This window comes from Halanaerocella petrolearia, assembly GCF_054657875.1.
The window spans coordinates 773,472-793,332 of sequence record NZ_BAAHXW010000002.1; the positions used below are offsets into that span (position 1 = coordinate 773,472).

General features: G+C 32.3%; 19 protein-coding genes. 18 read left to right on the top strand and 1 reads right to left on the bottom strand.

Annotation, left to right across the window (positions count from 1 at the left end):
• Positions 1-17: 17 nt before the first annotated feature.
• The 10 genes from ACYQ39_RS11075 (at position 18) to glyS (ending at position 10,228) form a co-directional block, all read left to right on the top strand.
• The gene (locus ACYQ39_RS11075) at positions 18-1,310 is read left to right on the top strand and encodes a hemolysin family protein (protein ID WP_459843041.1); all 1,293 of its coding nucleotides are present in this window, start codon (positions 18-20) and stop codon (positions 1,308-1,310) included.
• Positions 1,311-1,949, top strand: a complete 639-nt coding sequence (locus ACYQ39_RS11080) for a DUF502 domain-containing protein (RefSeq protein ID WP_459843043.1) — start codon at positions 1,311-1,313, stop codon at positions 1,947-1,949.
• Positions 1,921-2,373 carry a GNAT family N-acetyltransferase gene (locus tag ACYQ39_RS11085; protein ID WP_459843045.1) on the top strand — a complete coding sequence of 151 codons (453 nt, stop codon included), beginning with the start codon at positions 1,921-1,923 and terminating at the stop codon, positions 2,371-2,373. Before ACYQ39_RS11080 ends, ACYQ39_RS11085 begins: the two co-directional genes overlap by 29 nt.
• 14 nt (positions 2,374-2,387) lie before the next feature.
• Entirely contained in the window at positions 2,388-3,299 is a 912-nt protein-coding gene (gene era / locus ACYQ39_RS11090) for a GTPase Era (RefSeq protein WP_459843047.1), read from the top strand.
• A 4-nt stretch (positions 3,300-3,303) separates the two neighbouring features.
• Complete coding sequence (mgtE, locus tag ACYQ39_RS11095) at positions 3,304-4,662, top strand: magnesium transporter (protein WP_459843049.1); 1,359 nt, start codon at positions 3,304-3,306, stop codon at positions 4,660-4,662.
• An 18-nt stretch (positions 4,663-4,680) separates the two neighbouring features.
• The gene (deoC, locus tag ACYQ39_RS11100; RefSeq protein ID WP_459843051.1) at positions 4,681-5,373 is read left to right on the top strand and encodes a deoxyribose-phosphate aldolase; all 693 of its coding nucleotides are present in this window, start codon (positions 4,681-4,683) and stop codon (positions 5,371-5,373) included.
• A 284-nt stretch (positions 5,374-5,657) separates the two neighbouring features.
• Positions 5,658-6,407: a DNA repair protein RecO gene (gene recO, locus ACYQ39_RS11105; RefSeq protein ID WP_459843053.1), complete on the top strand. Its 750-nt coding sequence runs from the start codon at positions 5,658-5,660 to the stop codon at positions 6,405-6,407.
• 11 nt (positions 6,408-6,418) lie between these two features.
• Complete coding sequence (locus tag ACYQ39_RS11110) at positions 6,419-6,886, top strand: DUF4342 domain-containing protein (protein ID WP_459843055.1); 468 nt, start codon at positions 6,419-6,421, stop codon at positions 6,884-6,886.
• A 386-nt stretch (positions 6,887-7,272) separates the two neighbouring features.
• Entirely contained in the window at positions 7,273-8,157 is an 885-nt protein-coding gene (glyQ, locus tag ACYQ39_RS11115) for a glycine--tRNA ligase subunit alpha (RefSeq protein ID WP_459843057.1), read from the top strand.
• A complete protein-coding gene (glyS, locus tag ACYQ39_RS11120) occupies positions 8,150-10,228 on the top strand; it encodes a glycine--tRNA ligase subunit beta (RefSeq protein WP_459843059.1) in 2,079 nt (692 codons plus the stop codon). The genes glyQ and glyS overlap by 8 nt, the downstream gene beginning before the upstream one ends.
• 90 nt (positions 10,229-10,318) lie before the next feature.
• Here glyS and ACYQ39_RS11125 read toward each other — a convergent pair whose 3' ends face one another.
• On the bottom strand, positions 10,319-11,092 hold the full coding sequence (locus ACYQ39_RS11125) for a DeoR/GlpR family DNA-binding transcription regulator (RefSeq protein WP_459843061.1): 774 nt from the start codon (positions 11,090-11,092) through the stop codon (positions 10,319-10,321).
• A 214-nt stretch (positions 11,093-11,306) separates the two neighbouring features.
• Between ACYQ39_RS11125 and ACYQ39_RS11130 the strand changes: the two genes are divergently transcribed.
• From ACYQ39_RS11130 to ACYQ39_RS11165, 8 genes are all read left to right on the top strand, one after another.
• The gene (locus ACYQ39_RS11130) at positions 11,307-12,089 is read left to right on the top strand and encodes a glycyl-radical enzyme activating protein (RefSeq protein WP_459843063.1); all 783 of its coding nucleotides are present in this window, start codon (positions 11,307-11,309) and stop codon (positions 12,087-12,089) included.
• A 45-nt stretch (positions 12,090-12,134) separates the two neighbouring features.
• Entirely contained in the window at positions 12,135-14,549 is a 2,415-nt protein-coding gene (locus tag ACYQ39_RS11135) for a glycyl radical protein (protein ID WP_459843065.1), read from the top strand.
• Between the two features lie 65 nt (positions 14,550-14,614).
• Entirely contained in the window at positions 14,615-15,292 is a 678-nt protein-coding gene (locus ACYQ39_RS11140) for a fructose-6-phosphate aldolase (RefSeq protein ID WP_459843067.1), read from the top strand.
• A 510-nt stretch (positions 15,293-15,802) separates the two neighbouring features.
• Positions 15,803-16,534: an ankyrin repeat domain-containing protein gene (locus ACYQ39_RS11145; RefSeq protein WP_459844347.1), complete on the top strand. Its 732-nt coding sequence runs from the start codon at positions 15,803-15,805 to the stop codon at positions 16,532-16,534.
• 126 nt (positions 16,535-16,660) lie between these two features.
• Positions 16,661-17,620 (top strand): class II fructose-bisphosphatase, encoded by a 960-nt coding sequence (gene glpX / locus ACYQ39_RS11150; protein WP_459843068.1) that lies wholly within the window; start codon positions 16,661-16,663, stop codon positions 17,618-17,620.
• A 179-nt stretch (positions 17,621-17,799) separates the two neighbouring features.
• Positions 17,800-18,459, top strand: a complete 660-nt coding sequence (gene ccpN, locus ACYQ39_RS11155; protein ID WP_459843070.1) for a transcriptional regulator CcpN — start codon at positions 17,800-17,802, stop codon at positions 18,457-18,459.
• Between the two features lie 17 nt (positions 18,460-18,476).
• Positions 18,477-19,292, top strand: coding sequence for a pyruvate, water dikinase regulatory protein (locus tag ACYQ39_RS11160; RefSeq protein ID WP_459843072.1), 816 nt, complete (start codon positions 18,477-18,479; stop codon positions 19,290-19,292).
• Positions 19,293-19,361: 69 nt separating this feature from the next.
• Positions 19,362-19,847, top strand: a complete 486-nt coding sequence (locus ACYQ39_RS11165; RefSeq protein ID WP_459843074.1) for a kinase/pyrophosphorylase — start codon at positions 19,362-19,364, stop codon at positions 19,845-19,847.
• The last annotated feature ends 14 nt before the right edge of the window (positions 19,848-19,861 follow it).

A 19,861-nucleotide genomic window follows, 5' to 3' on the forward strand; every position in this document is an offset into this window, starting at 1 on the left:
TTAAGGAGGCTTGGTGTATGCAAATTCAGGAATTAATTGAGCCAGTGTCTTTCTTTATTTTGCTAATTTTATCTGGCTTCTTTTCTGGTTCAGAGACTGCCTTAATGTCAGTCAATAAGGTTGAAATTAGGCATCTTAATCAAGAAGGAAATAAAAAAGCAGCAATTGTAGAAAAGCTATTAGCTACTCCTGATAGATTATTAGCTACTATTTTAGTAGGTAATAATTTAGTTAATATTGCAGCTTCTTCAATTGCAACTAAATTAGCCATTGATATTTTTGGTAATGCAGGAGTAGGAATAGCTACAGGGATAGTTACTTTATTACTATTAGTTTTTGGAGAAATAACCCCTAAATCTATAGCTAATAAAAAAACAGCTAAGTTTTCAATGACAGTGGCTCGACCAATTGAGGTCTGTTATTATTTATTTTATCCAATTGTCAAGGTTTTAAATATACTAACTAGTATAATTACAGGTAGTAAAGAGGAAGATCAATATCAAGGTAAGGCTTTTATTAGTGAGGAACGAATTAGAAGATTTTTGACAGTAGGAGAAAGAGAAGGCGTTATTGAGACTGATGAAAAGCAGATGATTAATAGTATTTTTGAATTTGATGATATTCGAGTTAAAGAGATTTTAGTGCCTCGTATAGATATGATCTGTGTAGAGATTAATGATCCTATGGAAAATTTAATAGAGATTGTTACAGATATGGGATTATCAAGGATACCAGTCTATAATGATACTATTGATAATATTGTAGGGATTGTCTACGCTAAAGATTTACTTCCTTTATTACGACAAGAAGAATCTGATATGGATGTCCAAAAAATAATGAGACCAGCCTACTATGTACCAGAAACTAAGAAGATTGATAATTTATTGAGTGAATTAAAGAAAGAAAAGATACATATGGCTATTATATTAGATGAATATGGTGGTACTGCTGGTTTAGTTACTATTGAAGATATATTAGAGGAGATTGTAGGAGATATTCAAGATGAATATGATGAAGAAGAAAAATTAATTAAGATGGTTAATGAACAAGAATTATTAGTGGATGGTCGAGTTGATATTGATGAAATTAATGAAACATTAGGAATCGATCTACCAGAAGAAGATTATGAGACAATTAGTGGTTTTGTTTTGAGTATGTTAGGCTATGTTCCTAAAGATGGAGAAAGATTAGAGTTTGAAGATTTAACTATTACAGTTGAAGAGGTAATTCAACGTAGAATTACTAAAGTAAAGATTAAGCATTTAGAGGCTGAATCTAAGGAAGATAATGAAGACCAGGAGGAAGACTAGATGTTAAAACGGTTACGTAATTATCTGCTTACAGGATTAGCTGTATTATTTCCTTTATTGGCTACTATTTATATTATAGTCACTTTAGTTAATATTGTTGAGCAAAGCTTTGGTCCTGTAATTGAGTTTTTGATTGGTACCAGAATTTATGGTTTAAGTGTTATAATTAGCTTTGGGCTTGTTTTAGGAGTAGGAGTTATAGCTACTAATGTATTAGGGAGAAAGTTGATTAATTATGGTGAGAAGGTATTGACTAAGATACCTATATTTCGTAATATTTACCTAAGTATTCAGCAGATAATTCAGGCTCTATTCTGGAAAAATAAGACTGCATTTCGTAAGGTAGCTGTAGTGGAGTATCCTCGTTCAGGAGTCTATCAGTTAGGTTTTTTGACAAGAGAAGGAATTAATCGTATTGAAAAGAATACAGGTGAAGCAGAAATTGTAAGTATCTTTATTCCTACTACTCCTAATCCTACTTCAGGTCATTTGGCTTTAGTTCCTAGAGAGGATGTAACCTATTTAGATATTACAGTAGAGGAAGGATTAAAATTGATTATTTCAGCTGGAACAATAATGCCACAAGAAATAAGGGATAAGGAGGCAGATTATGCAGATGAAGATCGAAAGATTAACTGATAATCAGACTGCTATAATCAAAGAATTAGTTGCTATTGAAGAAGAAATATTTGGCCCAGGTGGATTAAATCAATGGGGATTAGTGCCTTTTTTACGTCATGGTGCTGTATATGTAATTTATATTGATAGTCAACCTGTAGGAGTAATTGAATATATGAGAGATATGGATGAAATTAATACTGCTTATCTTTATGGTCTAGCTATTGTAGAAGAATTTCAAGGACAGGGACTAGGGAAGAGATTACTTGATTATTCATTAGAACAATTACAACAGCTAGGAATAACTAATGTCGAACTGACAGTAGACCCTGATAATCATCCTGCTATTAAATTATATCGTAAGTTTGGGTTTAAACAAGTTGATTTTCATGAAGAAGAATATGGTCTCAATGAGGATAGATTTATTATGGAGTTGAAGTTATAAAAGGAGGAGCCAAGATGAATAAATTAGAAGTTGGAGAAGATTTTAAATCAGGATTCATTACAGTAGTTGGACAACCTAATGTTGGTAAGTCAACTTTAATTAACCATTTAATTGGAGAAAAGATAGCTATTACCTCTCGGAAAGCCCAAACGACACGTAATAAGATTCAATGTGTTTTAACTTTAGATGATGCTCAAATGGTCTTTCTTGATACACCTGGTGTACATCGACCACAAGATAAAATGGGCCAATATTTAAATGAAGTTGCTTATCAGTCTTTACAGGATATTGATTTAGTTTTATTTATGGTTGATGCTAATTATCCTCCTAATCAAGATGATAAAAGAATAGCTAAACAATTATCAGGTGCCGACATGCCTATCTTATTGGTTTTAAATAAAGTTGATGATATAGATAAAGATAAACTACCTGAACGAATAAAGAAGTATCAACAGTTGGCAGATTTTGATGATGTAATCAGTATTTCAGCTTTAAAAGATATTAATTTAGACTACTTAGTTGACGAAATAGTTAATTTTCTACCTAAAGGACCTAAGTATTATCCTGATGAGATGATAACTGATCAGATTGAGCAGTTTATTATTACTGAATTAATCAGAGAACAAGTTTTAAATTATACTCATGAAGAGGTTCCTCATTCAGTAGCAGTTGAAATTATTGACTTTAATGATCGTCAGGAGCAGGAATTAATTGATATACGGGCCAATATTTATGTAGAGAGAAAGTCACAAAAAGGTATTTTAATTGGTAAGAAAGGAAAGATGCTTAAAAAAATCGGTAGTGCTGCTAGAGAAGATATTGAAAGTTTATTAAATTGTAAGGTATTCCTTGATTTATGGGTTAAAGTAAAGAAGAACTGGCGTGATAAAGAAGATGCCTTGCGGATGTTAGGATATCGGGGGTAGTAGTATGGGAGATAAGCAGGAGCAGTTATTAGCTGAACTGAGAGGAAAGATTGAACTCGAAGCTGATTCTAAAATTAAAAATTTTTTAGCCAAGTTATATCCTGCTGATATTGCAGAGTTGTTAGAAGATCTGTCGACAGCTGAACTGAGATTTGTATTGCCTTGTTTGCCTTTAGAGAAGATAGCTTTTTCATTAACTGAGATTGATGCAACATCAAAGCGTATCTTATTAAATTTTTTAGAAGCTAAGCAGTTGAAAGTAATCTTAGATAATATGTATGCTGATGATATAGCTGACTTGCTTGGTAGTATTTCAATTGGTAAGAGTAAAGAGTTATTAAGGTTAATGAAACAAGATGATGCCCAGCAGATTCAAGATTTATTAGGATATGACGAAGAAAGTGCTGGGGGGATAATGACCACTGAGTATATTGCTGTTAAAGAGAGTAAGACAGCTGGAGAAGCTTTAAATACTGTCAGGCGAGTTGCTACTGAAGCAGAGATGATTTATTATATCTACATAGTTGATAAGAAACAAAGGTTAGTTGGAGTGCTCTCTATGCGTGAATTGATTACAGCTGATCCTGATAGAGAAATTAAGAGTTTAATGCAGAAGAAAGTAATTCATGTTCAAGTTGATTTAGATCAAGAAGAGATAGCTCAAGTTATCTCTAAGTATGATTTATTAGCTGTTCCAGTTGTCAATTCTAAAGATCAATTATTGGGTATAATAACTGTAGATGATATTCTTGATGTAATTGAAGAAGAGGCAACAGAAGATATTTATAAAATGGCCGCAACGACTGAAGTGGATTTAGATACAAGTAGAGATACAATTTTGCAGGGGGCATTTAAAAGGTTACCTTGGTTGACAATACTTTTATTTGCTAGTATGTTATCTGGAACTGTAATTGGTAGTTTTTCTGATGCTTTATCTTCGGTAGTAGCTTTATCTTTTTTTATTCCTACTTTGACTGGAACTGGGGGAAATGCTGGCACCCAGTCTTTAGCAGTTGTAGTACGAGGGTTGGCTACTGGAGATATAGAACCTAAGGAGATTGGTAAATACTTATGGAATGAACTTAAAGTTGGAGTTTTGACTGCTTTATTTTGTGGCTTGATTATTGGGATAGTGGCTTTCTTCTGGCAAGGAAGTTATATGTTAGGAGTAGTTGTTGGTTTAGCAATGTTCTGTACAATTATAACTGCTACTTTAGCTGGTACAATTATTCCATTTATTATTAATTATTTTGGAGCTGATCCTGCTGTGGCTGCTGGGCCATTTATCACTACTTTAATAGATGTTTCAGGATTATTTATTTATTTTAGTTTAGCTAGAGTATTTTTAGAATATTTAACTTAATACTATATAAGGGAGTTGATGCTAGTGGCAATTAAACCTAAAGATATGGTGAAAGTTGTTGATTATACAATATTAGATCCAACTGCTACTGTAGCTGATGTAAAGCAGGTTTGTGAAGAGGCTAAGGAGTATAATTTAGTGGCTGTCAGTGTTAATCCATGTTTTGTTCCTTTAGCTACTCAGTTACTTAAGGATAGTTCAGTAAAGGTTTCGACAGTAGTAAATTATCCTTTAGGAGCAGGAACAGCTAAGGCTAAAGCCTATGAGACCAAAGATGCCTTAGATAATGGAGCTCAAGAAATTGAAATAGTAATTAATACTGCAAATATTAAAAAAAGGGATTGGGATGCAATTAAGCAGAATATTAAACCAGTAATTGAGGCTACTAAGTTATCAGGAGTTACTAAAGATATTATTACTAAAGCTATTATAGAGACTGCTTACTTAACTGAAGAAGAACTTGTAGAAGTTGCTAAATATCTTAAGAATTTAGGTGTTGATTTTATTAAGACTGAGACGGGTTTTGGCCCAGAGGAGGAACCAAATTTAGAGGATGTAGCATTAGTTAGAAAGATAGTTGGTCGAGGTATTGGTGTTGAAACTTATGGTGGTGTTGAGAATTTTGATGATGCAATTAAGATGTTGGATGCAGGAGCTAATAGAATTGGTACCGAGCATGCTATAGAAGTAGTTACAAATAAAGATGATTAATTTTTAAGAGCCAGTTTAAATGCTGGCTCTTTTTAATTTTGCTGTTATGAAGATTGATGGTCTGCATATACTAAACAAGTAGCAGTAGTTTAATACAAATTATAAAGTTACATCAAAATTTGATAGTAATACTATTTATCAGATGTGGAACAATAAATATCAAACTAGGGAAGTTTGGTAGGTGGGCATTAAAGAGGAAAAGACTATAAGCCAAGCTATCAAAGAGGAGTTTGGAGTTATATCTAGAAGGAGATAGGAGACACTAATAAAAAGGGTTGATAATTATGAGCCTCTTTGATACAGATGCTATAGTCTTACGTCATTATGAATTAGGAGAAGCAGATAAAATAATTGTTTTGTTTACTAGAGATAAAGGAAAGGTTAGAGTAGTAGCTAATGGAGTACGTAAAACCAAAAGTAGTTTAGCAGCAGGTTTAGAGCCTTTTACCTATAATCAGATACTGGTCTATCAAGGGAAATCTGATTTGGGTAGGTTAAGTCAGTGTGAGATTAAAGAATCTTTTAGCAGTCTTAGAGATGATATTGTAAAGATGGGAGTAGCTTCTTACTTGGCTGAATTAATTAATGAATTGACTGCTGATTACCAATCTCATGAATCTGTATTCAGTCTAGTATTGTTAACATTAAAGTTGGTGGATAAGTTAGATGAAGGTGAATTAGACTTATTAGTTAGAGCTTTTGAGTTGAAATTATTGGCTTTGTTAGGATATCGTCCTCAGATTAAAGCTTGTACTAAATGTGAAGCAGAAGTAGATTCTGATTTTAGATTTAACCTAGTAGAAGGTGGTCTGTTCTGTTCTAAGTGTAATACTAACCAGGATAAAGAAATAAGTCTAGGTACTATTAAGTTTATGCAGCAGTTATTACAATTAGATTATAGACGTCTATTACGGCTTGATTTACCAGCTTATGCTAATAGAGAACTAGTTGAAATTATGCCAGCTTATGTTGAAACAATTATTGAAAAAAGGTTAAAGACTCTCTCCTTTTTAGAGACAGTAAAAGATTTTTAAGGAGGAAAGCAATGGAGGAATTAGATAAGATAGATGTTATAGTAGAACGGACTGGGGCTAGTTATGAAGAAGCAATTCAGGCGTTAAAAGAATCTAATGGAGATGTATTAGAGGCAGTATTGACTATAGATAATGAGAGCCAACCTAAAAATAAAAGGGCCAACAGAGAGACCAAGAATCAGACCCAAAATCAGAATCAAAATAGAAGTCAAAATCAGAAACGACAAGAAGAAACTAAGGCTAATTTTCAGCAAGATGAGTTTCAGGCTCAAGGTAGTCAATTAGTCAGTAAGATCAGAGAGCTAATTAGGCAGGGGAATGTAACTAGAATTGTTGTTAAAAAAGGTGATCGTTCTGTGCTTAATATTCCAGTTACAGCTGGTCTAGTAGGTGTAGTTTTAGCTCCTTATTTAGCGGCTATAGCTACTATAGCTGCTATGGCTACTAAGTATAAAATCAAGGTGGAGCGTTCTAAGTAGAATTGACAAGGTGAATAATCTTTGATATATTAAGAGCAAAATTTGGTATAATAAAATGACAGGGTAGAGCTTGACCTCGTCCCTGGTAGTACTACTAGGGAGGGGGTTTTTTGTAATTAGAGTGTCACGGATTAGTGTGAGTGAAATTTCTTACTTAGATAGTTAATTTGAAAGTGATACAGTCGTGAGTCGTGTGCTTTGAGCTATCTGCGAATTCAAAACCTTTAATTCAAAACTTAAACCCTTAAACTTCTATGTTCTAAGGATTTAAGATATGTCTATGATTTTGAATTTGACTAGGCTCATGACACATAGCTCACAGCTTAAATTAACTTACATTGATTCCTTACACTGACACTAACTTAAAATGCGGGAGGGAAATTATTGTGAAGTTTCAGGAGATTATTAATAATTTGAATCAGTTTTGGTCTGAACAGAAATGTATTATTCGTCAACCTTATGACGTTGAGGTAGGGGCAGGAACTATGAATCCATCTACTTTTTTACGGTCTTTAGGTCCTGAGCCATGGAATGTAGCTTATGTAGAGCCATGTCGAAGACCAGATGATGGACGTTATGGAGAAAATCCTAATCGACTACAGCATTATTATCAGTATCAAGTGATTATGAAGCCTTCGCCTGATAATATTCAAGAGATATACCTCAAAAGTTTAGAAGCATTAGGTATTGATCCGGACAAGCATGATATTCGTTTTGTAGAAGATAATTGGGAGAATCCAACTGTAGGTGCTTGGGGACTTGGTTGGGAAGTCTGGCTAGATGGTATGGAGATTACCCAGTTTACTTATTTCCAGCAGGTAGGAGGTATTGAATGTCAGCCTGTATCAGTAGAGATTACTTATGGCTTAGAGAGAATTGCTATGTACTTACAAGAAGTAGATAGTGTTTATGATATTGAGTGGGTTGATGGAATTAAGTATGGTGATGTACACCATCAAGGCGAGGTAGAACATTCTACATATAACTTTGAAGAAGCTGATGTTGATAAATTACTTACTTTATTTAATTTATATGAAGAGGAAGCTCAAAGTGTAATTGATAAAGGTTTAGTATTACCGGCTTATGATTATGTGTTAAAGTGTTCTCATACATTTAACCTATTAGATGCTCGAGGAGCTATTTCAGTTACAGAACGGACTAGCTATATTAGTCGAGTTCGAGATTTAGCTAAGGCATGTGCCCAAGTTTATGTCCAACAGCGAGAAGAGTTAGGCCATCCATTGTTAAAGGAGGGACAGGATAATGAGTAAGGACCTATTATTAGAAATTGGAACTGAAGAGATTCCAGCACGGTTTATGTTGTCTGCTTTTGAACAATTAGAGAAGTTGGCCCGAGATAAATTTTCAGCCCAAAGGATTGAGACTGGTAATATTAAAGTAACTGGTACCCCACGCCGATTGGCTCTATATATTGAAGATGTGGCTATTAAACAAGAGGATTTACATAAAGAAGTACGTGGGCCAGCTAATAATATTGCTTTTGATGATGAAGGAAATCCTACTAAGGCTGGTCAGGGATTTGCTAGAGGTCAAGGTATAACACCAAATGAGTTAGAGATTAGAGATACAGATAATGGAGAGTATGTCTTTGCCTGTACTACAGAAGAAGGTCAACTGACTAAAGAGTTACTACCGCAGCTATTAAATGAATTAATAACTGATTTAAATTTCCCTAAGCCTATGCGCTGGGCCAACCAAGAAATGCGTTTCATCCGACCAATTAAGTGGTTATTAGCTTTATATGGAACAGAAGAGATAGACTTTTCTGTGGCAGAGGTAGAGACTGATAATTGGAGTTTAGGACATAGATTCTTAAGTGATGGAAAGATAGAAATTTCTCAACCTGCTGATTACTTCTCTGCTTTAGAAGAAGAATATGTGATTGTTGATCATAGTCAACGCCAAGAGATGATAATTGAGCAGATAAAAGAGATTGAAGAGGAAGAAGAAATTAATGTAGTTATAGATGATGATTTATTAACAGAGGTTAACTTCTTAGTTGAGTATCCAACTGCCTTGTGTGGTAGCTTTGAGCAAGAGTTTTTAGAGTTGCCATCTGAAGTGCTAATTACTTCTATGCGTGAACACCAACGTTACTTCCCAGTAGAAAATGATGCAGGAGAGCTAGAAAATTTATTTATTACTGTTAGAAATGGAACAGCAGAACATATTGATACTGTCCGTCAAGGTAATGAAAAAGTACTACAGGCTCGATTGTCAGATGGGAAATTCTTCTATGAAGAGGATCAAGCAGCAAGTTTAGAGGCAAAAGTTGAAGAGCTTAAGGATATTATCTTCCAGGAAGATTTAGGTACTATTTATGATAAAGTAGAACGAATAATTGATCTATCTGATAACTTTGCTCAAGAGCTTGAGATGTCTGATACAGAAGTAAAGCAAGCAACGAGAGCAGCTAAGTTGGCTAAAGCTGACTTGGTAACTGAAATAGTAAATGAGTTCTCTAAATTACAAGGAGTAATGGGACGAGAGTATGCTTTATTAGATGGAGAAGATAAGGAAGTAGCTACAGCTATCTTTGAACATTACTTACCACGATATGCTGATGACATCTTACCAGAAACTAATGTAGGTCAAGTTGTCAGTATTGCTGATAAGATTGATAATATTGTAGCTTGCTTTAGTGTAGGTATTATTCCTACTGGATCTCAAGATCCATATGCTTTAAGACGACAAGCACAAGGGATTGTAAACATTATTGTAGATGGTCAGTTAGATATTACTTTAGATACTTTAATCGATTCGGCCTTAGAGTTATTAGCTGATAAGATCCAGCGGCCAGAGGTTGAGATTAAAGAAGATGTAATTGACTTCTTTAAGTTACGATTAGAGAAGTTATTAGAAGAAGCAGATATTAGATATGATGTTAGAGATGCTATTTTAGCTACTGATTGTTCTGATATTCATGATACTTTATTGCGAGCTAAAGCAGTTATGGACTTTAGATCTAATGAAAGCTTTGCAGACTTAATCACTGTCTTCAATCGAGTCAATAATTTGGCCCAGAAGGCTACAGAGGAAGTTATAATCAATGAAGAGTTGTTTGAATCTACTACTGAAGAAGAGTTATATATTGATTATAAAGAATTAAAAGATAAAGTAGACCAGTTATTAATCGATCAAGATTATGTTATAGCTTTAGAAGAATTGACTACAATTAAAGAATCAGTTGATGCTGTTTTTGATTCTGTACGAGTAATGGCAGAAGATAAGAAAGTTAAGGAAAATCGTTTATACTTATTAAAATTAGTTGCTGAGTTATTATCTGAAGTAGCTGATTTAGATGAAATTGTAATTGATTAATAATAACCCTTTCAATTAAGTTTAAATAAAGGAGTCCTGTTAAATTTAACAGGACTCCTTTATTTTTTGAGAAATATGTAGTATTTTCTGTTATATTATCTTAGTATTTATTTCTAACAGAGCATCACAAATATTAGATCCAGGTTTTTTTTCAGTAATAATTCCATTTATATCCTCTAAATTAGAAAATTTATAAAATCCATCTAATTCAAATTTAATATTTTCAATTACTATAAAAGACTTTTTGGCAGAATTAATAATAGCTTTCTTAGTATTTCCATCCTCAGTATTAAATGTAGTTACTTCTTTCTCAAAAGCATTAACTCCTACACTACCAATAAAAGCCTTACTTGGTTTATAATCGGAGATCTCCTCAATTGTCATACTTCCTATAAAACCATCAAGTTCAGGATTGAATTTTCCTCCGGGACAAATTATTGTTACATTTGGATTAGAAGAGAGTGTAGTTATAATATCAGTCATATTGGTTATAACAGTTATTTTTTTATTACTTTGATCAATAAGTTGAGCTAATAAGATATTTATAGTTGAAATATCTAAAAATATAGTTTCATTGTCATCTATAAGATTAAAAGCTTTTTTAGCGATTTTATTTTTAGCTTCGCGATGAGAATCTATTCTTTCTTCAACTTTTCTATCTGTTGGAATCTTTCTAGTTGGAACCCCTCCTCCATAAGTTCTTTTTAAAACACCTTCGTTCTCTAGTTTTTTTAAATCTTTTCGAATACAATCTGCAGTAACATCAAATTGTTTACTTAAATTTTTAACAATGACTTTGCCTTTATTATTTAAGATATCTTTTATTTTTTCTCTTCTTTCTTCTGCAAATAATTTATTACTCATTAATATAGCCTCCTTTTATATACAATATAATTTATTATTAAGTATATAATAAGATAGATCAATAATCAATATTAATAAAATAAAAGGAAATAGTTGATTTTAATAATTAAATAATCTATAATAATATTAAGTAATAATAAATAATAAATAATAATAAAACAGATTATTAGGTAAAATATAATTAGGGAGGTGATTTTATATCACTCAAGGTTTAGTGGCAAATATTGAGAAGTATGCAGTTTATGATGGGCCAGGAATTAGAACAGTAGTTTATTTAAAGGGATGTCCTCTTAGATGTCAATGGTGCAGTAGTCCGCAGACACAAAGCAATAAAATAGAAAAAACCTATAATGGAAATGATTCATCCACAGAAACAATAGGTAAATATCTAACTGTTAATGAAGTTTTTGAAGAAATAAAAAAAGATATAACTTTTTATAATCAATCAGATGGTGGAGTAACTATTTCTGGAGGAGAAGTTTTATCACAGTCTGGATTTGCAGCAAGACTTCTAGAGAAGTGTCAACAAGAATATATTCATACAGCCATTGAAACTTCTGGATATGGAGCTTGGGATGACTTTAAAAGAATTTTAAAATATGCCGATTTAGTATTATTTGATATTAAGCACTTAAATAATAAGCAGCACTTAAAGGTAACAGGTGTTGAGAATACTTTAATCTTAGATAATTTAGAGAAAGTTTCCAAATTAGATAATGATATTATTATTAGAGTTCCTATTATACCAGGAATTAATGATAGTGAAGAGCACCTTAATTCAATTTATAATCTAGCTTTCTATTCAGGAATCCAAGAAGTTCATTTACTACCTTACCATACATTAGGCAGAGAAAATTATAAAAAATTAAATCGCAAATATCCTTTAGCAGATTTAGAACCACCTAAAAAAGATGAAATTAAGAGTTTAAAACAATTAATAGCAAGTAAAGGCCTGGATGTTAAAGTTGTAGGTGGAGTTAATATTCTAAAAGAGTGAAAGTTTATTAATTATTTTTAAACATAATTATAGGAGGGATTTTCAATGGATAAAAATAGTTATCAATTGGATAATCCAAGAGTAGAAAGATTAAGAGAAAGTGTTTTATCAAAGAGACCAGAGGTCTGTATCGAAAGAGCAAGGTATATTACTGAGGCTTATCAAGAAAATGAAGCTGCACCTATTTATTTGAAGAGAGCTGAATCAGTTAAAAATATTCTTGGAAATATGACAATTTACATTAAAGATGGTGAACTTGTTGTAGGAAATCAAGCTTCTGATGAAAGAACAGCTCCTATTTTTCCTGAGTATGCTGTCGACTGGATGAAGACTGAAATAGAAGAAGAAGGTAACTTTGACCAACGTCCAGGAGATAATTTTTATCTTCCTGAAGAAGATATTGATGAATTATTAGAAATAGTAGATTATTGGCAAGGCAAAACTCTACATGCTAAATGTAAAGAGTTACTGCCTGAAGAAGTAGAAAAAGCTTCAGAAGTGAAAGTCATTCATGGAGAAGGGAATATGACTTCTGGAGATGGTCATATTGTACCGGATTTTGAAAAAGTACTAGATAAAGGGCTTAATGGAGTTATTAGAGAAGCAGAAGAATCAATTGAAAAATTAGATATGGGCCAAACTGGTGCTTTAAAAAAGAAAGCCTTTTTAGAATCAACTATTATTGCTAATCAAAGTGTAATTGATTTTGCTAATCGTTATTCTCAACTAGCCTATCAGAAAGCAGTAGAGGAGACTGATAAACAGAGAAAAGAAGAGTTAAAAAAGATAGCTGATATTTGTCAGAGGGTACCAGCTAAACCTCCTAGAAATTTCTATGAAGCAGTCCAAACAATCTGGTTCATTCATTTAGTTCTTCAAATTGAAAGTAATGGTCATTCAGCTTCTCTTGGGAGAGTAGATCAATATTTATACGAGTATTATAAGCATGATATTGAAACAGGAGTTATAGAACGAGAAGAGGCTAAAGAATTATTAGAATGTTTATGGATTAAGTTATTCTCTATTATTAAGTTAAGACCTACTTCTCATGCCGGTTATGGAGCAGGTTATCCTACCTATCAAAATGTAACTATTGGAGGACAAGATTATAAAGGTAAAGATGAAACAAATGAATTATCTTATTTAATACTAGAGAGTGTAGCAGAAATGAAATTAACTCAACCTAATCTATCGGCTAGAGTTCATGCTAACAGTCCTGAAAGGTTCTTAAGAGAATGTGGTGAAGTTATTAAAACTGGTTATGGAATGCCTGCCTTGCATAATGATGAAATAATTATTCCTTCTTTATTAGATAAAGGAGTATCCTATGAAGATGCTTATGGTTACACTATGGTAGGGTGTGTGGAGGTAGCTGTACCAGGTAAATGGGGCTATCGTTGTACAGGAATGACCTTTTTAAATATGCTTAAAGCTCTAGAATTAACTCTTAATGATGGTAAGGATACACGAACAGGTCATGTATTACTAAAAGGCAATGGGGATCTAACTGATTTTGATACTTTTGATCAGTTATGGGATGCTTGGGAAGAACACATTAGTTATTATACTAAATTGTCTGTAATCTCCGATCATGTAGCTGATGTTAACTTAGAAAAGTTAGTACCAGATATTGTCTGTTCGTCTTTAATAAATAATTGTATTGAACGAGGTAAGACAGTTAAAGAAGGTGGAGCAGTTTATGATATGATAAGTGGATTACAAGTAGGTTTGGCAAATGTAGCTAATTCTTTTGCTAGTCTTAAAAAATATATTTATGAAGAAGAAGAATTAACTACTGAAGAAGTAATGGAAACTTTAGAAAACAATTTTACTGGAGAGAAAGGTCAAGAGATTCAAGAAATGTTAAAAGATGCTCCTAAGTATGGTAATGATATTGACTATGTAGATCAAGTAGCTCTAGATGCTTATAATTCCTATAAAAAAGAAATTAAAAATTATAAAAATACTAGATATAATCGTGGTCCAATAGGAGGGCAGTATTATTTAGGTACTTCTGGTATTTCATCTAATGTACCTATGGGATCTGTATGTGGAGCAACTCCAGATGGTAGAGAGAAAGGAACTCCTACTGCTGAAGGAGCATCTCCTACTCAAGGGACTGATGTAAATGGGCCAACTGGAGTAATTAATTCTATTACTAAATTGCCTACAATTGAGATTACAGGAGGGCAATTGTTGAATCAAAAACTATCTCCAGAATTATTAGAGGGGCAGTCTCAATTTAATAAATTTATTTCTTTTATTAAATCATTTATTAATCTTAAGGGCTGGCATATTCAGTTTAATATTGTATCAAGTGAGACACTTAAAGCAGCCCAGAGAAATCCAGAAGAATATAGAGATTTAATAGTTAGAGTAGCTGGTTATTGTGCTCAGTTTGTTACCTTAGATGAGAAGACTCAAAATGATATTATTTCTCGAACTGAACAGAGTCTATAGAAAGGAGGCTATTATTTGTTTAATTAATTGTTCATAATATAGATAATAAAAAAGGAGTGATAAGGATGACTACTTTATTAGATACAGCTAATTTAGAAAAGATTAAAGAGTATATAGATCTGTATCCGATTGCTGGAGTAACTACTAATCCTTCTATTATTGCTCAGGAGAATACAGATTTTTTAGAGTTAATAACTGCAATTCGGGATATAATTGGGGCAGAAAAAATGTTACATGTGCAAGTGTTGAGTCAAGAGGCTGAGGAAATGATAAAAGAAGCTAAATTTATCAATGAAAAAGTAGGAGGAAATTTATATATTAAGATTCCAGTAATTACAGAAGGAATTAAAGCAATTAAGTTACTTAATAAAGAAGGGATCAAGACGACTGCTACAGCAGTTTTTACTCCTCAGCAAGCCTTTTTAGCAGCCCAAGCAGGAGCTAGTTTTGTAGCGCCTTATGTTAATCGAATAGATAATATTTCTGCTAAAGGAACAAAGGTAGTTTCAGAAATTAATGAGTTATTTGAACTTCATAATTTAGCTACTCAGATTCTTGCAGCTAGTTTTAGAAATGTAGATCAAATTCACAATTGTTTTTTAGCTGGTAGTCAAGCAATTACTGCTAAACCTAACCTGATTAAGGAATTAGTCTCTCATCCAATGACTGACCAAGGTGTGGAAGAATTTATTTCTGATTGGGAAACTACCTATGGAACAGGAAATAAAGCTTACAATTTATAAGTATTTATTAATGCTCTGGATTTAATTAAATCCAGAGTTTTTTTATTTTATAATCTATTTAGAATAATAATTTAATAATTAATTAAGACTATATTAATGTATAATAAAATATAAATATAACCAGGTTATAAAGTACAATAGTACATCATATACTTATTTATTGAGTGCTAATTAAGCTCTTTTTATTATTTTTTATTTATTTTATTGAAATATATATAATAATTGTTATAATATGTATGCGAAATGTTTATTATATAATTAAATAAGTTCAAAATAGTGTTGATTAAAGCTATTATGTTAAACAATAAAGCATATAGTATAACATATATAACCTAAAAATGATGAAAAATAATCTTTTTCACCTGAAAAGTGTTGCATTTTATACATATAATTAGTATAATATATTTGAAAATTAAGATTCAGATAATAGGTGGATTTAATAATTAGATAATAAAATTATTTTTTAATAACTCAACTGTATATTCTTAAGGGGGAATTATCTTGGTAGCTATGTCAATTAAAGAAGATCTAGAGGCTAAAGAGAGAAATGATTATGGAGAAACTGTATTAATGCAGTCATTAAAGAATAATACTAATTTAGAATTAATTAAGTCACTAATTAATTCTGGAGTAGATGTTACTGCTCGTAACAGAGCTGGAACTACTGCTTTGATGTTTGCAGCTTGGTATAGTGAAGATAAAGAAGTAATTAATAAACTTATTAATGCTGGGGCCAATGTTAATAGCCATTCTGCAGTAGGAAAGACACCTTTAATGTATGCTGTAAAATATAATGATAACTTAGAAGTGATTGAAACACTTCTTGCTACTGGAGCTAGGGTAGATGCCAGAGAAGGTTTAGGTAGAACGGCATTAATGTATGCTACTGAAAAGAGTCAAGAGTTGGTACAGAACTTATTGTTAGCTGGAGCAGATGTCAATAAAGGTGATTGGACTGGGAATACCCCATTAACTTGGGCTATTAAGAATAATAACCAACCACAATTATTAATTGAATTAATTGAAGCTGGAGCAGAGGTTAATTGTCAAGATCAAAAAGGAAGAACCCCATTAATGATTGCTGCTCAGTCTAGTACTTGGCAAGAGATTTCTGTTTTACTTGAGTATGGAGCAAATCCAGAATTAGTTGATGATGAAGGTTTAACTGTAATTGATTATTTAAAGCAGAATGAGGAAATTAATGATAGAGTAGTTTATAGAGAGTTCAAACAAGCAAATTAGAATTGAGAAGTGAAAAGGATTAACATAGGTTCGAGGTTGAGTTTAAGTAATTTATAGAATGAATAGTTTAATTTAAACTTAGACTCAATCTTAAAATAAAAACTATAGAGGGGTTGATTCAGAAAAATGAATCGGTTAGCTTTAGAATTTGTTAGGGTAACAGAACAGGCAGCATTAACTGCTGCAGGGTTAATAGGCAAAGGAGATAAGATTGCTGCTGATCAGGCTGCTGTTAATGCAATGAGAAAGACTTTTGCCACAATTAATATTAGTGGTGAAGTAGTAATTGGTGAAGGAGCCAAAGATGAAGCTCCAATGCTATATACAGGAGAAAAGGTTGGAGCAGGCGGATCTTGTAAGCTAGATATAGCAGTTGATCCAATAGAAGGCACAAGTTTAGTAGCAGGAGGACTGCCTAATGCTTTAGCAGTAGTAGCAGCAGCAAAAAAAGGTAATCTACTTCAAGCACCAGATATGTATATGAAGAAGATAGCAGTTGGCCCTGAGGCCAAAGGGGTAATTGATTTAACAGCCACACCAACTGAGAATTTAAAAGCTGTAGCTAAAGCCAAAGAGGTTAAAGTATCTGATCTTACAGTAGTTATTTTAGATAGAAAACGGCATAGAGATTTAATTTCAGAAGTGAGAAGTATTGGAGCAAGAGTCAAATTGATTAGTGCAGTCGATGTAGCTGGCGGAATTAGTACTGCACTAGATAACATGGCAGCTGATATACTAATGGGAGTTGGAGGAGCTCCTGAAGGGGTTTTAACAGCAGCAGCTTTAAAATGTTTAGGTGGAGATATGCAAGCTCAATTATATCCTCGTAATCAAACTGATGTTGAAAAAGCTTTACAGATGGGGATTAATGATATTAGTCAGGTGTTTAAGCTTGATGACTTAGTCCAAGGCGATGATATTATTTTTTCTATGACAGGTGTAACTAGTGGTGAAATATTAACTGGGGTTCAAGAAAGTCAAACTCATTCTCTTGTTATGAATAGTCAAGCAGATCAAGTAGGATCTGTAAGGGAGTTAAGAACTAATCATAGTTTAGGGCCAACTGCAGCAGAACTATGTGGTTAAATTTTTAATAATTAGGGCAGGTGCCACCATCTATTTATTTAGGATAAAGAGAATAGCTATGTTACCCTGGATAGTTTTTACCAGGGTTTTTGTTTTAGCTACTTAACTTTTTATATTGGTTATTATTTGCTATAATAAATATGGTAGTTAAATAGATTAGATTCTCCATTTTTAAGGGAGTGATTACAATTAATTTAAGTGAACGACAGAAGAAAATAATTGAAATAGTAAAGAATAATGAACCAATTCCTAGTAAAGAAATAGCAGAACAATTGGATTTAACTCGAGGAGCTTTGCGTTCAGATTTATCAGTTTTGACGATGGCTAATATATTAAAGGCTAAACCAAAGGTTGGTTATTTTTATTCTCAAGATAACTCATATCTAAAAGATTTTGATGAACTGTATGGAAGAGAGGTAAAAGAGATAAAGTCAGCCCCTATAGTAATTAAAGAAGAAGGGACTTCAGTTTATGATGCAATAGTAACTCTATTTCTAGAAGATGCTGGTTCTATTTTTGTAATAAATGATAGTGAATCATTAGTAGGAGTTGTCTCTCGTAAGGATTTATTAAAGATAACTATGGGAGAGACAGATATTAACCAAGTTCCAGTTAGTGTTGCTATGACGAGAATGCCTCATATTATTACAGTCAAAAATGATGATACAATTTTTGAGGCAGCTAAAAAGTTAGTTGATTATGAGATTGATGTGATTCCAGTTATCGAAAAGGTTAAAAATCAATCAAAAAATAACAAAGATGATAAATTAAAAGTAATTGGTAAGGTGAGTAAAACAAATATTACTAGGGTTTTTGTTGATTTTGGTTTAGATATATAAGGAGGGAACTAATTAAAGTGCATGCTAACAATTTAGTTGTATTTTTAATATCTGATTTTACTGGTAGAACTGCTGAAACATTAATTGATTCAGTAGTTATTCAATTTGATATGGAACATATCCAGACTAGAAAATTTTCTAATATATCTAGTATAGATGAAATAGAAGGTATAATTAATAAAGCTCAAGAAGAAGAAGATGTAATTTTAGCTTATACTCTGGTCTTACCTGAATTGTGTGATTATCTAGAAACTAAGGCTAATAAATATAACTTACCAACAATGGATATATTAGGTCCCTTTATGACTCAATTTTCTCAAATATTAAACCAGCAACCTCAATTAGAAGTAGGATTAGGCTATAATGTTGATCCAGAAGCTGTAGAACGGATGAATTGTGTAGATTTTAATATACGAGCTGATGATGGAAAAGACTTAAATAAGTTATCAGAAGCTGATATTGTGCTAATGGGGGTTTCTAGAACTTCTAAAACTCCATTGAGTATGTATTTGGCCCATCAAAATTATAAAGTAGCTAATATTTCTTTATCGCCAGAAGTAGCACCACCAGAGGAAATATATAATATCCCAACAGATAAAATAATAGGACTTACAATTAGACCAGCTATTTTGCAAAAGATTAGACAGCAGAGGTTAAAAGCAATGAATTTTGGTTCCCAAAGTGGATACATAAAGTTAGAAAGAATTAAAGAGGAGTTAGATTATGCTCAACAGATCATGAAACATATTGGGTGTCGAATTATTGATATAACTAATACTTCAATTGAAGAAGTAGCTAGTCAAATAGTATCTAGAATACCAGAAGATCTATAATTTGTTCTTAAATTAATAATAACCCTTCTAAGGTAAGAATAGTATATTTTTGAATAGGAGGGTTAAGTTATGAGTAAATTAAATATTAGCTATAAAGATAAAATAAAAGCAATGGAATTTGCTGTATCTGCTGATGATAGATTAGATTATGCAAAGTTAAAAGAAGCAGATATTATCTTAATAGGTGTTTCTTGTACAGCTAAGACACCTTTATCTTTATTTTTAGGATACCAAGGATATAAAGCTGCTAATGTTCCTTTAGTACCAGAATTAGATTTTGGAATTGCTGATTTGGCTGATTATCAGAATAAAATTATTGGTTTAACAATTGAACTAGGTGATTTAAAGAAACATAGAAAAGATAAAATATTGAATCTAGGTCTTAGTTTAAATACTAAATATGTGAGTGATAGCCGTATAAGTAATGAATTGAAATATTCTAATCAGGTAATGAGTAAATTAAGATGTCCTAAAGTTAATGTAACAGATAAACAGATTGAGCAGTTAGCTACAAAAATTAATAGTCTTATTGATAGCAATAGTGTATCTCCCTAGGGTGAAAACCTAGG

Bases quoted from the DNA above. Each gene is read 5' to 3' on its own strand.
- ACYQ39_RS11135 (WP_459843065.1), top strand. From the start codon at position 12,135: ATGGATAAAAATAGTTATCAATTGGATAATCCAAGAGTAGAAAGATTA.
- ACYQ39_RS11075 (WP_459843041.1), top strand. From the start codon at position 18: ATGCAAATTCAGGAATTAATTGAGCCAGTGTCTTTCTTTATTTTGCTA.
- ACYQ39_RS11085 (WP_459843045.1), top strand. From the start codon at position 1,921: ATGCAGATGAAGATCGAAAGATTAACTGATAATCAGACTGCTATAATC.
- ACYQ39_RS11145 (WP_459844347.1), top strand. From the start codon at position 15,803: ATGTCAATTAAAGAAGATCTAGAGGCTAAAGAGAGAAATGATTATGGA.
- deoC (WP_459843051.1), top strand. From the start codon at position 4,681: ATGCTAGTGGCAATTAAACCTAAAGATATGGTGAAAGTTGTTGATTAT.
- ACYQ39_RS11140 (WP_459843067.1), top strand. From the start codon at position 14,615: ATGACTACTTTATTAGATACAGCTAATTTAGAAAAGATTAAAGAGTAT.
- ACYQ39_RS11165 (WP_459843074.1), top strand. From the start codon at position 19,362: ATGAGTAAATTAAATATTAGCTATAAAGATAAAATAAAAGCAATGGAA.
- recO (WP_459843053.1), top strand. From the start codon at position 5,658: ATGAGCCTCTTTGATACAGATGCTATAGTCTTACGTCATTATGAATTA.
- era (WP_459843047.1), top strand. From the start codon at position 2,388: ATGAATAAATTAGAAGTTGGAGAAGATTTTAAATCAGGATTCATTACA.
- ACYQ39_RS11125 (WP_459843061.1), bottom strand. From the start codon at position 11,092: ATGAGTAATAAATTATTTGCAGAAGAAAGAAGAGAAAAAATAAAAGAT.
- ACYQ39_RS11080 (WP_459843043.1), top strand. From the start codon at position 1,311: ATGTTAAAACGGTTACGTAATTATCTGCTTACAGGATTAGCTGTATTA.
- mgtE (WP_459843049.1), top strand. From the start codon at position 3,304: ATGGGAGATAAGCAGGAGCAGTTATTAGCTGAACTGAGAGGAAAGATT.
- ACYQ39_RS11110 (WP_459843055.1), top strand. From the start codon at position 6,419: ATGGAGGAATTAGATAAGATAGATGTTATAGTAGAACGGACTGGGGCT.
- glyS (WP_459843059.1), top strand. From the start codon at position 8,150: ATGAGTAAGGACCTATTATTAGAAATTGGAACTGAAGAGATTCCAGCA.
- glpX (WP_459843068.1), top strand. From the start codon at position 16,661: ATGAATCGGTTAGCTTTAGAATTTGTTAGGGTAACAGAACAGGCAGCA.